Genomic DNA, 13,044 nt, shown 5'->3' on the forward strand with positions numbered 1-13,044 from the left:
GAAGGAGATTTTTATGCTGACAATCGGCTGTCATCTGTCTTCTTCAAAAGGGTTTCTTGCCATGGGCAAAGAGGCTGTGAAGATTGGTGCGGATACATTTCAGTTTTTTACAAGAAATCCCAGAGGCACTAAAGCCAAAAAGATTGACCCGGAGGATATCGGGCGTTTTCTCTCTTTTGCAGAGGAGCATGGTATTAGCAGAATTCTGGCCCATGCTCCATACACACTGAATGCCTGCTCTGCAGACGAAGGGTTAAGAACACTGGCCAGAGATACCATGAAGGATGATTTAGAGCGGATGGAGTATATTCCGGGAAACTGTTATAATTTTCATCCCGGAAGCCATACCGGTCAGGGGACGGAAGCGGGAATCCATTATATTTCTCTTATGCTGAACCAGATTTTAGAACCGCATCAGAATACCACGGTTTTGTTGGAAACCATGTCAGGTAAGGGCAGTGAGGTTGGAAAAACATTTGAAGAACTGCGGGAAATTCTCGACCGGGTCCAGGAGAAAGAATGTATGGGAGTGTGTCTGGATACCTGTCATGTTTGGGATGCAGGCTACGATATTGCCGGAGATTTAGACGGAGTTCTTCATGAATTTGACCGGATTATCGGACTGTCTAAGCTGAAAGCCATTCATTTAAATGACAGTTTAAATCCCCTTGGTTCTCACAAAGACCGGCATGCGGCAATTGGCCAGGGAATGATTGGATTTGATGCGTTAAAACGGATTGTGGAACATCCAGGTCTTAAAAATCTGCCTTTCTATCTGGAAACTCCCAATGATTTACCTGGATATGCAAAAGAAATCGCTATGATGCGCAGTAAGGGATAGGCAGAGTATCATATGTGCAGTATAATATGAAATAAAATTCTAAAGGAGGAATCGGAATGGGCATTGTGAAAGCATTGACTTCAGCAATCGGAGGCTCACTGGCAGACCAGTGGCTGGAAGTGATAGAGGCAGGCAGCATGGGAGACCAGACCATATTTACCAGCGGGGTAAAGGTCCGGAAGGGATCCAATACAAAGGGAACGGATAATACGGTATCAGACGGGTCGGTCATTCATGTTTATCCCAACCAGTTTATGCTTTTGGTTGACGGAGGAAAGGTGATTGATTATACAGGAGAACCGGGATATTTTACCGTAAAGAATTCCTCCATGCCTTCTCTGTTTAACGGGCAGCTAAAGGAAGCAGTCAGCGAATCCTTTGACCGTGTCCGCTTTGGAGGTCAGACACCTACCTCCCAGAAAGTTTATTTCATTAATCTGCAGGAAATCAAGGGAATCAAGTTTGGTACACCCAATCCCATCAATTATTTCGACCAGTTTTATAATGCGGAGCTGTTTTTAAGAGCACATGGTACGTATTCCATTAAAGTGACAGACCCATTCCTTTTTTATGCAGAGGCTGTGCCGAAGAATGCGGAGCATGTTGAGGTTGAGGACATTAACGGGCAGTATTTATCGGAATTTTTAGAAGCACTCCAGTCTTCCATCAATCAGATGTCTGCGGATGGAATCCGGATTTCCTATGTGGCTTCAAAGGGAAGAGAACTGGGGCAGTATATGGCAGATGTATTAGATGATCAGTGGAGAGCCGGAAGAGGAATGGAAATCCAGTCCGTGGGAATTGCAAGCATCTCCTACGATGAAGAATCCAAAGCTTTAATCCAGATGAGAAACCAGGGAGCAATGCTCAGCGATCCCGGTGTGCGGGAAGGCTATGTCCAGGGGGCGGCAGCCAGAGGAATAGAAGCGGCCGGAAGCAATGCAAACGGGTCTCTGGCAGGTTTTATGGGCATGGGTATGGGAATGAATACAGCGGGCGGATTCATGGGTGCTGCGTCAGCAGCCAATGCAAACCAGATGCAGATGAATCAGGCAGCGAAGAGTGCAGGTACACAGGAGACGTGGACCTGCAGCTGCGGCAGTGTTAACACAGGAAAATTCTGCCCGGAATGCGGAAGCAAAAAGCCGGAGGGTCCATGGACCTGTGGGTGCGGAGCAATTAACACCGGTAAATTCTGTTCTGAATGCGGAAAGCCAAGGCCATGAGTGAGATTATTTCATATAAGTGTCCCAACTGCGGGGGACCGTTAAAGTTTAATCCTCAAAAGCAGAAATATGCCTGCGAATATTGTTTATCTGAATTTGCCCAGGAAGCATTAATGGATGAGAAAGAAAAAACGCAGGAAGAAAAGAAAGAATCATCTGGGAAGGCAGAGACGTTGCTATATACCTGTCCCAGCTGCGGAGCTGAAATTGTAACAGATGATACCACTGCGGCATCATTTTGTTATTACTGCCATAATCCGGTTATTTTATCCGGACGGCTGAGCGGGGAGTTTCACCCGGATTATGTGATTCCCTTTACTTATGGAAAGAAAGAAGCTGTGGAGATCTTCCGGGACTGGATGAAAAAGAAACGGTATGTTCCTAAGGCATTTTACAGTGAGGATCAGATTGAAAAGATTACTGGCGTATATTTTCCGTATCTTCTATATAGTTGTACGACTCAGGGAAGCGTGGAGGCGAGCGCACAGAGGATCCGGGTATGGGAAAGCGGTGACAGAAGATATACGGAGACTCAGACATATGAAGTACACCGTTCCGGTTCCATGCCTGTGAAACATGTACCTCGCAATGCACTTAAGAAGGCAAACCGTAAACTCATTGAAGGAGTTCTGCCTTTTGAAACTGATAAATTAAAACCCTTTCATATGGGTTATCTTTCCGGTTTTGTAGCAGAGCGGCGGGATATGGAGAACCAGGAGTTTACGGAAGAGGTAAAGACCGAAATCAGAAACTTTGCAGAAGATACTCTGCGTAACAGTATATCGTCTTATGATCACGTAAGGGTTCAGAATCAGGATATCCGGTTAGAAGATGAGACCTGGGAATATGCACTTCTCCCGGTGTGGACACTTACTTATAATGATGAGAGCAGGAATCGGATATATTATTTTACGATTAACGGACAGACCGGAAAAGTATGCGGTGAGCTTCCTGTAGATAAAGGTAAGCTGATGCTTCTTTTTGCCCGGATATTTGTTCCTGTGTGTCTGCTGATGCTGCTTGTGGGGTATTTTATATGAGGATAACAAAACTATTTTCCGGAATTTTAATGTTTTTATTTACTGTGCTGCTGTTATTTGGAAAAATGCCGGTAGCTTATGCTGCACAGAATCAGGAAACCAGCAGTAACGAAACCAGGGTTTTTGATGATGCAGGTCTTTTCACGGCGGATCAGAAGAAGGAATTTGAGGCCACAATCCAGTCTATGAAAAAAGAGATGAATATGGATGTGGTGATAGCAACTGCAGATGATACCGGTGGAAAAACCGCTAAAGAGTATGCGGAAAACTTCTATATTGAAAGAAAATTCGGAGTGGGAAGTGACTACCGTGGTGTTTTGTTTTTAATCGATATGGATAACCGGGAGATGTATATCCTTCCTGTAGGTAAGATGAACCGGTTTTTGACCGATAAGAGGTGGAATGCGATTCTTGATGATGCATATAAACAAATCAGCCAGGGTGATTATGCTGCCTGTGCCAGGACTTACCTGGACGGAGTGATGAAGTATTACCGGCAAGGAATACCAGGAGGCCAGTATAATTACGATGCGGATACGGGAAAAATAAGTGTTTATCGCAGCATACAGTGGTATGAAGCTGCCTTGGCAGTATTAATTGCAGCTGCATCCGGCGCAGCAGTGTGCGGCGGTGTGATGAGCGGGTACTCCATGGGAAAAGAGAGAGGAAGAGCACGTAATTCCCTGATGGCCTACCGGGCAGACTGTGAATTCCATTATTCAAGCCGGAATGACAATTTAGTCAACACCAGTGTAACCCACGTAATCATACCTCGTAACACAGGAGGAAACAATCGGCCTTCAGGCGGCATGTCTTCCTCAGGGAGAAGTACAACTCATACAAACTCCGGCCGCACCATGGGAGGCGGAGGCAGAAAATTTTAACATAAAGCAGCAGGAGACGGAATAAAGTGATTGACCATGGTAAAACAGGATAGAAGCAGGAAGCTTTTATCCTGTTTTTAACTTATAAGCCGGATTTACCAGAAACAGGAGATTTATTTAAAAGAAGCAAAGAAAATCGTTCCCCTGCCATGGTGATTCCTACGCCTGCGGCGACCAGAAGACCGCCGGAAAAGGTGGCCATTGTAAAACCTTTCTGTGTGATCAGATCCAGTAATATGCCGGTAAAAATCTGTCCGGTGAAGGATAAGAGTGTAAGTCTGAATGAAGGGATTTTGGGAACCGTTACATTAAAAAGCAGAACAGTGATAACTCCTAAAATTCCTCCCAGGTAAATCCAAACATGGGGTGAAGGAATAAAACCTTTAAAAACCGCTTCATTTTTTCCTAAAAGAAGGAGAAGGATCAGTGTTACCGGCAGTCCCGTCAGATGATTGATAAAAGAACCCTTAAGCGCTCCTGTCTGTTCCGACAGGCCCGCATTGACCGTGCGGGAGAGGACTACGGTAATTCCGCTTAAAAGAGAAATAAATACTGGCAGTGCTGTTCCGTAAAAAGAGTGGTTCAACATGACGGCAATGCCAAGAAAAGCCACCATCACTCCTGCCAGTATATGCTTTTTCGGCGGATATCTGGTCATTCCAAAGAGTCCCAGCCAGTCAATGACAAGGGAAGCCATAGCCTGTCCCAAAAGTCCTAAAGCTATGATTCCTGTTATACTTATTTTACCATAAGCAAAATTACTAAATGCGGTAGTCAGTACTCCGATCATTCCCCCGGTATACAGCCACCAGGAGATTTTTCCTTCCGTCTTTCGGCTGGGGGCGGGAAGGAGCTTAAGCAGAAACAGCGCAAAGAAAACACCAACAATATGAATGATGACAGCAGCTCCAAATATGCCGTACTGCGCGGTCAGACCGCCATTGACTGCAAGCATAAACGATATAATCACGCCGGCGAGCAGTGAAAGAAAATTATACATGATATATCACCTCCGATTCGTTTCTCAAGCATAGCATAGCCCGTTGACAAAGCGGTATGACATATGTCATACTCCCAGAAAGAGATAAAGAGGGAGCAATGAAGATGAATATCACAGAACAGAGGATAAAACGTTTGCTTTTTCAGTTTCATTTATCAGACATGGATATAGGTAATTCCGCTATACTCCGGTTTGCGCCGGGAGAAATCGTTTTACAGGAAGGCAGGGAGATGGAATACCTCCTTCTGGTTGTTTCAGGGAAGGCAAAGGTCTGTTCTGCTTCCACCAACGGAAAGGATCTTCTGCTTTGCCATTATATTTCAGAGGGAATTATTGGGGATGTGGAGTTAATGACAGGTTCCCACATTGCAAGCGCTACCATCAGTGCAATGACGGAATTTATCTGCATCGGTCTTTCCTATAAAAAATATGAAAAGGAATTAAAAGGAAATCTGCTTTTTGTCAATGAGATAGGAAGAAAACTGGCATTAAAGCTTTTAGGAAGTTCTAAAAAGAGTGTAATAACTGCTCTTCATACCTGTGAAGAACGGCTTTGTGCGTATATTCTGTTTGCGGAACAGGAAGGTCTTTATCTGGAGACATTGGCAGATACGGCAAAATCCATCGGAGCCAGTTACCGCCAGACATTCCGCATTATGAATGCTCTTTGCGGGGCTGGTGTGATGAGAAAGGAAGGCAGGATATACCGGATTGTTGACCGCAGGGAGCTTTTGTCCCGCACCCCGGATTTTTATCTGGAGTGAGGGGCGGATCTCCGGTCAGTCTATGAAGACAGGAACCGGCTGGTCTACAGTCATTGAGTTCTCCGTAACCTGACAGTCATATGCGAGAATGTGAACTCCTGCAGCAGAGGCCCTTTTCAGAGCTTCTTTAAATTCCGGATGAGTGTTCTCGTTGGGAGAAAAGCCAGTCATCCCTTTCATCTGGATTACAAAGAGAAGATATGCTTCATACCCGTCTTTTTTTGCATGGATCAGCTCTTCGATATGCTTTACTCCCCTTATTGTGGGAGCATCCGGAAAAAGAGCGTGGTTATGTTCCTCTAAGGTCACTCCTTTTACCTCCATAAATGCAGGGATATGCGTCACATTTCCGGACCCGTCTTTTCCGATTAACTGAAAGGCAAGATCGAATCGGGACTGACCGTATATTACCTCTCTTTTTACTTCACAGATGCCGGACGAACCCAGAACCCATTCATAAGCGGCCAGATTGGGAGCCTGGGAATCCATATTGATTAACAGCGTATCTTCTTCTCTTTCCTTATAGACCCCAATCAGAGAATATTCTGTTTTCCTGCCGAGGACAGAGGCTTCCGGATGAAATTGAAGAAGTACTGTAACACCCGGCAGCAGAAGCTCTTTACAGCGTCCTGTATTCTTCACATGGCAAACAACAGTTTTTCCTGCCGCTTCTCCTGTTAAAATCTGTACATAAGCGATGAAACGGTTGGGACGGTTAATAAAACTTCCCTTTACAATATTTGGATAGTTCAATGTAACAGCATCTCCTTTCTGTATTTCTGACAGTATCTTATCACATCATTGCAGGGGATGCAAATCAGGAAAATGTCCTCTATACAAAAACATATGTCCGTAATAAGAAAACTTTTTTGCCTGTTTTTCTTGCACCCGAGATTAAAGTGTGCTACAATGCTGGCAAGGTTTTTTTGATTCATACTTAATTTAAGAGAGAACAGGAAAGGAATGCGATACCATGGAATTATCCTATCAGAGTACCAGAGGCAAAGAAGCCAATGTGACGGCTTCCCAGGCAATTTTAAAAGGACTGGCAGCAGACGGCGGGTTGTTTATGCCATGCTTTATCCCCAGGCTTGACAAGACCATGAAAGAACTTTCTACATTGACATATCAGGAAACTGCTTATGAAGTCATGAAGCAGTTTCTAACCGATTATACAGAGGAGGAATTAAAAAACTGTATTAACAGTGCGTATGACAGCAAGTTTGATACGGAAGAGATCGCTCCTCTTGTTAAGGCAGATGGTGCGTATTATCTGGAATTATATCATGGCAGTACCATTGCGTTTAAAGATATGGCACTTTCCATACTTCCCCACCTGATGACAGTTGCTGCAAAAAAGAATCTGGTAAAGAATAAGATTGTGATACTGACAGCCACCTCCGGCGATACCGGCAAGGCAGCCATGGCTGGATTTGCCGATGTGGAAGGGACAGAGATTATTGTTTTTTATCCAAAGAACGGAGTAAGCCGTGTCCAGGAGCTTCAGATGGTAACACAAAAAGGAACGAATACCCATGTGGCAGCCATACACGGAAATTTTGACGATGCCCAGACAGGCGTGAAAAAAATCTTCGGAGATAAGGAATTTGCAGTTCAATTGGAAGAGAAAGGATATCAGTTATCATCTGCCAATTCCATTAACATCGGAAGACTGGTGCCACAGGTGGTTTATTATGTGTATGCGTATGGGAAGCTGCTGTCAGGCGGGGAAATATCTGATGGAGAGCGAATCAATGTAGTTGTTCCTACTGGAAACTTTGGCAACATTCTGGCCGCTTATCTTGCCAGGCAGATGGGAGTTCCCATTGAAAAATTAATCTGTGCTTCCAACGAGAACAAAGTTCTTTACGATTTCTTTCAGTCAGGAACCTATGACAGAAACAGAGATTTTATTCTTACAAGTTCCCCTTCCATGGACATCCTGATTTCCAGCAACTTAGAACGCCTCATTTATTTAAGTACCGGCTGTGATGCAGAGGAAAATGCAGGACTTATGAAACAACTTAGTGAAACAGGCAGCTACACTGTTACACCAGCCATGAGAAAGTTTATGGAAGATTTTATTGGGGGATTTGCAGGAGAGGCAGAGAATCAGAGAACCATCAAAAATCTGTTTGACCGCACCGGATATCTGATCGACACTCATACAGGTGTTGCAGCTTCTGTATACCATCAGTATAAAGAACAGTCAAAGGATGAGACTAAGACGGTCATCGCCTCTACAGCCAGCCCTTATAAGTTTTCCGGAAGTGTTTTAGAGGCTTTGGAAGGGGAGAAGTCTGCAGAGGATGAGTTTAAAATCATTGACCGTTTATCAAACGTATCAGGGATTGATATTCCCCAGGCAGTTGAAGAAATCCGCACCGCACCAGTTCTTCATCAGACCGAGTGCGATGTGGATAAAATGAAAGAAACCGTTATTGGATTTTTGGCTTAGTTTAAACTTCGCATTGCATAGCGTCGCCATTTCCCGCTTAGAACCCGGGTTGTGAAAAATATGGCGCGTACCAGCCAGTCGATTGTCATTGCAATCCAGATCCCCATCAGTCCAAGTCCGAAATACAGACTTAATAAGTATGCCATTACAATCCGGCAGATCCACATGGAACAGATGGATACGGTCATGGTAAAACGGACGTCATTGGCCGCCCTGAGACCATTGGTCAGGCAAAATGACAGAGGATGAATCAGCATGCAGCAGATGCTGTGATAAACCATAAGTTCTATCGCCAGTGCACTTGTCTCAGCGGAGAGCTGGAACAGACCGCAGATCACTCTTAAGAAGGGCAAAAGGGACAGATTCAGAACCAGCAGCCACAAGTATGCTGTTTTTACAAGCCTGCCCATATAATGGCGGGCTTGTGAAAGTTCACCCGCTCCAATGCACTGGCCTACTACGGTTACCATTGCGATTCCGATTGCATTGGCTGGTATGATTTCAAGCCCGCAGATGGTGCTGGCGACTGCATTTGCTGCAATGGCAACGGTTCCGAAGCCGGCAATCAGACTGGACAACAACAGCTTTCCCAGCTGGAAGATACTGTTTTCCAGTCCGTTTGGTACTCCAATGTAGAGGATCTGGCCAAGGATGCGTTTATCGGGTTTAAGCGAGTATTCTACAGGAAATTCCCCCTGTTTTTTTAACAGAATAAGAATTAATACAGCCGAGATGATACGGGAAATCAGGGTTGAAATTCCTGCACCAGCCACACCTAAGTGAAATACATAGATAAGGAGGGCGTTTCCGGCTATGTTGAATAGATTAGAAAACAGGGAAATCTGCATGGAGACTTTGGAATTGCCCACTGCCCGGAACAGTGCGGCAGCACTGTTATAAAATGCCAGAAACGGATAGGAAATTGAGGATATATAAAAGTAGATTCTCCCATTTGTCATTACATCCTTGTCAATTGATCCATAGATAACCTTAAGAAGCGGCTCGTTGAAAATAAGCGTAAACGCCATTAAAAATAGTGAGAGCCCTCCGATTGCCAGAAACAGCTGCCCTGCAGCCCGGGCTACATTCTGTTCATCCTTTCTTCCGATATATTGGGCAGTAACGACGGAACCTCCGGCGGCCATGGCTCCAAATAAACCGATTAAGAGGACACTGATGGTATCTACGATGGAGATGCCTGATACAGCCGCTTCTCCGCAGGAAGCCACCATTATGGTATCTGCCATTCCCATAAACACAGCCAGAATCTGTTCAATCACCAGAGGAAAGATCAGTCGTTTCAGCTGTGGACCTGTAAACAGATCCGGGCGTTCCGGGTTAATTTCTGAAGTTATTTTTTTATTTTGGCTGTCCAGACTGCCGAATCTTATCTTATGTCTCATGAAAACTCTCCTGCTATTCATTTATTTGTTTGTATTCATTATAGAACAAAGAGTTTCTGAAAGCAAAATGTAACTTTGTTATAAAAAAAACAATCTTGAAAAAAATAATCTTTCCAAATAGGACAAAATAGTATATAATGAAAAAATGTAAGACAATAAGACAATAAAAAATATGGAGGTTTGTGATATGTTAGTTTCAGCAAAAGAGATGCTTGAAAAAGCAAGAGATGGAAAATACGCAGTTGGACAGTTCAACATCAACAACCTTGAGTGGACAAAGGCTGTTTTACTGACAGCCGAAGAACTGAAATCTCCGGTTATTCTGGGAGTTTCCGAAGGCGCTGGTAAATACATGACAGGCTATAAAACTGTAGCAGCTATGGTAAAAGCTATGATTGAAGAATTAAAGATTAGCGTACCGGTAGCACTTCATTTGGATCATGGTTCATATGATGGCTGTTATAAGTGCATCGAAGCTGGTTTTTCTTCCATTATGTTTGATGGTTCCCATTACCCAATCGCAGAGAATGTAGAAAAGACAACAGAACTTGTAAAGGTTTGTAATGAAAAGGGTCTTTCCATTGAAGCGGAAGTTGGTTCTATCGGCGGTGAGGAAGATGGCGTAGTTGGTATGGGTGAGTGTGCAGATCCTGATGAGTGCAAGCAGATCGCTGATTTAGGCGTAACCATGCTGGCAGCAGGAATTGGTAACATCCATGGCAAATATCCGGCAAACTGGGCAGGCTTAAGTTTTGAAACTCTGGCAGCCGTAAAAGATAAAGTTGGCGGTATGCCTCTGGTTCTTCACGGCGGGACAGGCATTCCGGAAGATCAGATTAAAAAGGCTATCAGCCTTGGCGTAGCTAAGATCAATGTTAATACAGAGTGCCAGCTTACTTTTGCAGAAGCAACCCGTAAATACATTGAAGCAGGCAAGGATTTAGAAGGTAAGGGATTTGATCCCCGTAAGCTTCTTGCACCAGGAACTGATGCCATCAAAGCAACAGTGAAAGAGAAGATGGAACTGTTCGGTTCCGTTGGAAAAGCATAAAAACCTTTAAAAAAAATTTTTTTTTCAAAAAGTACTTGATTTTTTTAGGAAAATGGTTTATTTTAATTAAGAACAATGGCGTTCTCCTTATGACAGGAGGGCGCCTTTTCTGATTTATGCGCATATTCAGATAATGAGGAGACTAAAAAAAACGATTAGACTTAATTTTATTAAGTGGAAATTAATATGAGAGGATGGAAAATTTATGAGCGAAGTTGTGAATGTAGCCGAGCTGTTCGGTAAGAATGTATTTAACGAGACCGTTATGAGAGAGCGTCTGCCAAAAAGCGTTTTCAAGAAGTTAAAGAAAACCATTGAAGACGGTGCAGAACTGGATCCTTCCATTGCAGATGTAGTAGCTCATGCAATGAAGGATTGGGCAATTGAGAGAGGCGCAACTCACTATACACACTGGTTCCAGCCGCTGACAGGCATTACTGCCGAGAAGCATGACTCCTTCATCTCCTCTCCGACATCAGAAGGTAAGGTTATCATGGAGTTTTCCGGTAAAGAGCTGGTAAAAGGCGAACCTGATGCCTCTTCCTTCCCTTCCGGTGGTTTAAGAGCAACCTTTGAAGCAAGAGGATATACTGCATGGGATTGTACCTCCCCTGCATTCTTAAGAGAAGATGCCATCGGTGTAACTCTTTGCATTCCCACTGCATTCTGCTCTTATACAGGAGAAGCGCTTGATAAAAAGACTCCTCTCTTAAGATCAATGGAAGCGGTTGATGAGCAGGCTTTAAGAATCTTAAGACTGTTTGGCAATACAACTTCAAAACGGGTAGCACCTTCCGTTGGACCGGAGCAGGAATATTTCATTGTTGACCATGAGAAGTATTTACAGAGAAAAGACTTAATTTACGCAGGAAGAACTTTATTCGGTGCAATGCCTCCAAAAGGACAGGAAATGGAAGACCACTACTTTGGTTCCATTCGTGAAAGAATTGCAGCGTATATGAAGGAAGTAAATGAAGAACTCTGGAAGCTTGGCGTACCGGCAAAGACTCAGCATAATGAGGTTGCACCGGCTCAGCATGAGCTGGCACCAATTTATGAGCAGGCCAATGTAGCAGTTGATCATAATCAGCTTGTTATGGAAACCTTAAAAAAAGTTGCAGGCCGTCATGGATTAAACTGTCTGCTTCATGAGAAACCATTTGCAGGCGTGAATGGTTCCGGTAAGCACAACAACTGGTCCTTAACCAGTGACGACGGAATTAACTTATTAAATCCAGGCGAAACACCACATGAGAACATTCAGTTCTTACTGGTATTATCCTGTATCTTAAAGGCAGTGGATAAACATGCCGATCTGCTCCGCCAGTCTGCAGCAGATGTTGGAAACGACCACAGACTTGGTGCAAACGAGGCTCCTCCTGCAATCATCTCCGTATTTATCGGCGAACAGCTTGAGGATGTAGTAGATCAGCTTTGCAGCACTGGTGAGGCAACTCACTCCAAATCTGGCGGTACCTTAAAGACAGGCGTTAAGACTCTGCCAGACTTATTTAAAGATGCAACTGACAGAAACAGAACTTCACCATTTGCATTTACCGGCAATAAATTTGAATTCCGTATGGTAGGTTCTTCTGATTCCATCTCATCACCGAACGTTGTATTAAATACTATTACAGCTGAGGCATTTAAAGAAGCAGCAGATGTACTTGAGAAAGCAGAAGATTTTGATACGGCAGTCCATGATATGATTAAAGAACAGCTGGCAGCACATAGGAGAGTAATCTTTAACGGCAATGGTTATTCTGATGCATGGGTAGAAGAGGCAGAGAGAAGAGGACTTCCAAACATCAAGGCAATGGTTGATGCAATCCCTGCACTTACGAAAGAAAAATCCATCAGCATGTTTGAATCATTCAAGGTATTTACAAAGGCTGAGTTAGAGTCCCGCGTTGAGATTGAATATGAGACCTATTCAAAAGCCATTAATATTGAAGCGAGAACCATGATTGATATGGCAGGAAAGCAGCTTATTCCGGCAGTTGTAAAATATGCAACCGTTCTTGCAGATTCGTTAGGCAAGGTAAAATCAGCATGTCCGGCTGCAGACACCAGTGTACAGGAAGAACTTCTGACTGAAGTAAGCGCATATCTTTCTGATATGAAGGTAGCACTTTCTGCTCTGATTGATATCACTGACAAGTGTGCAGCAATCGGAGAGAACAAAGAGCAGGCAGCTGCTTATCACAGTGAGGTTGTACCTGCCATGGCAGCACTCCGTGATCCGGCAGATAAGCTGGAAATGATTGTGGATAAGGAGATTTGGCCTCTTCCAAGCTACGGCGATCTGATTTTTGAAGTATAAGAAAGAATGATTACAGGCTGCAAAGCCAGATCCGGTTAACCCGGCTGGGCTTTG

General features: G+C 44.0%; 11 protein-coding genes. 8 read left to right on the forward strand and 3 right to left on the reverse strand.

Annotated features, from left to right (window positions below; all coding sequences use genetic code 11):
• Positions 1 to 13: 13 nt before the first annotated feature.
• From V7D18_RS24390 to V7D18_RS24405, 4 genes are read left to right on the forward strand one after another with little or no spacing between them, the layout of a single operon-like run.
• Complete coding sequence (locus V7D18_RS24390; protein WP_426158310.1) at positions 14 to 841, forward strand: deoxyribonuclease IV; 828 nt, start codon at positions 14 to 16, stop codon at positions 839 to 841.
• Between the two features lie 56 nt (positions 842 to 897).
• Entirely contained in the window at positions 898 to 2,067 is a 1,170-nt protein-coding gene (locus V7D18_RS24395) for an SPFH domain-containing protein (RefSeq protein ID WP_426158312.1), read from the forward strand.
• A complete protein-coding gene (locus V7D18_RS24400; RefSeq protein WP_426158314.1) occupies positions 2,064 to 3,107 on the forward strand; it encodes a TFIIB-type zinc ribbon-containing protein in 1,044 nt (347 codons plus the stop codon). The genes V7D18_RS24395 and V7D18_RS24400 overlap by 4 nt, the downstream gene beginning before the upstream one ends.
• A complete protein-coding gene (locus V7D18_RS24405) occupies positions 3,104 to 3,991 on the forward strand; it encodes a TPM domain-containing protein (RefSeq protein ID WP_426158316.1) in 888 nt (295 codons plus the stop codon). The genes V7D18_RS24400 and V7D18_RS24405 overlap by 4 nt, the downstream gene beginning before the upstream one ends.
• 82 nt (positions 3,992 to 4,073) lie before the next feature.
• Here V7D18_RS24405 and V7D18_RS24410 read toward each other — a convergent pair whose 3' ends face one another.
• Complete coding sequence (locus V7D18_RS24410; RefSeq protein WP_426158318.1) at positions 4,074 to 4,991, reverse strand: DMT family transporter; 918 nt, start codon at positions 4,989 to 4,991, stop codon at positions 4,074 to 4,076.
• Positions 4,992 to 5,095: 104 nt separating this feature from the next.
• Between V7D18_RS24410 and V7D18_RS24415 the strand changes: the two genes are divergently transcribed.
• Entirely contained in the window at positions 5,096 to 5,755 is a 660-nt protein-coding gene (locus V7D18_RS24415; RefSeq protein ID WP_426158320.1) for a cyclic nucleotide-binding domain-containing protein, read from the forward strand.
• Between the two features lie 15 nt (positions 5,756 to 5,770).
• Here V7D18_RS24415 and sfsA read toward each other — a convergent pair whose 3' ends face one another.
• Positions 5,771 to 6,508 carry a DNA/RNA nuclease SfsA gene (sfsA, locus tag V7D18_RS24420; protein WP_426158322.1) on the reverse strand — a complete coding sequence of 246 codons (738 nt, stop codon included), beginning with the start codon at positions 6,506 to 6,508 and terminating at the stop codon, positions 5,771 to 5,773.
• Between the two features lie 220 nt (positions 6,509 to 6,728).
• Between sfsA and thrC the strand changes: the two genes are divergently transcribed.
• Positions 6,729 to 8,213, forward strand: coding sequence for a threonine synthase (thrC, locus tag V7D18_RS24425; RefSeq protein ID WP_426158324.1), 1,485 nt, complete (start codon positions 6,729 to 6,731; stop codon positions 8,211 to 8,213).
• On the opposite strand, the gene V7D18_RS24430 is transcribed toward thrC, so the two are convergent.
• Positions 8,210 to 9,616: an MATE family efflux transporter gene (locus V7D18_RS24430; RefSeq protein ID WP_426158326.1), complete on the reverse strand. Its 1,407-nt coding sequence runs from the start codon at positions 9,614 to 9,616 to the stop codon at positions 8,210 to 8,212. The genes thrC and V7D18_RS24430 overlap by 4 nt on opposite strands.
• A gap of 187 nt (positions 9,617 to 9,803) precedes the next feature.
• Here V7D18_RS24430 and fba point away from each other — a divergent pair, with 187 nt between their 5' ends.
• Both fba and V7D18_RS24440 read left to right on the forward strand, forming a co-directional pair.
• Complete coding sequence (fba, locus tag V7D18_RS24435; protein ID WP_117416924.1) at positions 9,804 to 10,667, forward strand: class II fructose-1,6-bisphosphate aldolase; 864 nt, start codon at positions 9,804 to 9,806, stop codon at positions 10,665 to 10,667.
• A gap of 205 nt (positions 10,668 to 10,872) precedes the next feature.
• On the forward strand, positions 10,873 to 12,990 hold the full coding sequence (locus tag V7D18_RS24440; RefSeq protein WP_426158329.1) for a glutamine synthetase III: 2,118 nt from the start codon (positions 10,873 to 10,875) through the stop codon (positions 12,988 to 12,990).
• Positions 12,991 to 13,044 lie beyond the last annotated feature (54 nt).

This window comes from Lacrimispora sp. 38-1, assembly GCF_049890855.1.
GTDB lineage: Bacteria > Bacillota > Clostridia > Lachnospirales > Lachnospiraceae > Lacrimispora.

What these genes read in the sequence shown, in the direction of transcription:
- V7D18_RS24390 (WP_426158310.1), top strand. Translation starts at nt 14, where the DNA reads ATGCTGACAATCGGCTGTCATCTGTCTTCTTCAAAAGGGTTTCTTGCC.
- V7D18_RS24395 (WP_426158312.1), top strand. Translation starts at nt 898, where the DNA reads ATGGGCATTGTGAAAGCATTGACTTCAGCAATCGGAGGCTCACTGGCA.
- V7D18_RS24400 (WP_426158314.1), top strand. Translation starts at nt 2,064, where the DNA reads ATGAGTGAGATTATTTCATATAAGTGTCCCAACTGCGGGGGACCGTTA.
- V7D18_RS24405 (WP_426158316.1), top strand. Translation starts at nt 3,104, where the DNA reads ATGAGGATAACAAAACTATTTTCCGGAATTTTAATGTTTTTATTTACT.
- V7D18_RS24410 (WP_426158318.1), bottom strand. Translation starts at nt 4,991, where the DNA reads ATGTATAATTTTCTTTCACTGCTCGCCGGCGTGATTATATCGTTTATG.
- V7D18_RS24415 (WP_426158320.1), top strand. Translation starts at nt 5,096, where the DNA reads ATGAATATCACAGAACAGAGGATAAAACGTTTGCTTTTTCAGTTTCAT.
- thrC (WP_426158324.1), top strand. Translation starts at nt 6,729, where the DNA reads ATGGAATTATCCTATCAGAGTACCAGAGGCAAAGAAGCCAATGTGACG.
- V7D18_RS24430 (WP_426158326.1), bottom strand. Translation starts at nt 9,616, where the DNA reads ATGAGACATAAGATAAGATTCGGCAGTCTGGACAGCCAAAATAAAAAA.
- fba (WP_117416924.1), top strand. Translation starts at nt 9,804, where the DNA reads ATGTTAGTTTCAGCAAAAGAGATGCTTGAAAAAGCAAGAGATGGAAAA.
- V7D18_RS24440 (WP_426158329.1), top strand. Translation starts at nt 10,873, where the DNA reads ATGAGCGAAGTTGTGAATGTAGCCGAGCTGTTCGGTAAGAATGTATTT.